We start from the raw sequence: 235 nt of genomic DNA on the forward strand, positions 1-235 counted from the left end.
GTCAGGACAGGAGGAAGAAACTCAGGACGAGGTACATCGCGACGAAGCGGATGCAGACGCCGAGGAACTGGCGCTGGTTGAGGCGGCTCTCGGACCACCCCACGTAGGCCGTTCGGATGGCCCAGACGCCCCACACGAGCAGGACCGCGAACACGACGCCGACCAGGACGGTCTCCATCGCGGAAGGTGCGATGCCGCTGTTGGCTTGAAATGCCGAGACCTGGGCGCCGTTCAT

The 235-nt window shown here is 64.7% G+C and carries 1 protein-coding gene; it reads right to left on the reverse strand.

Annotation, left to right across the window (positions count from 1 at the left end; genetic code table 11):
• Window position 1: 1 nt before the first annotated feature.
• The coding region (locus APY03_RS14425; RefSeq protein ID WP_068677897.1) for a TIGR03758 family integrating conjugative element protein at window positions 2-235 on the reverse strand (234 nt) is incomplete at its 5' end.

The organism is Variovorax sp. WDL1, assembly GCF_001541225.1.
Classification (GTDB): Bacteria; Pseudomonadota; Gammaproteobacteria; order Burkholderiales; family Burkholderiaceae_C; genus Variovorax.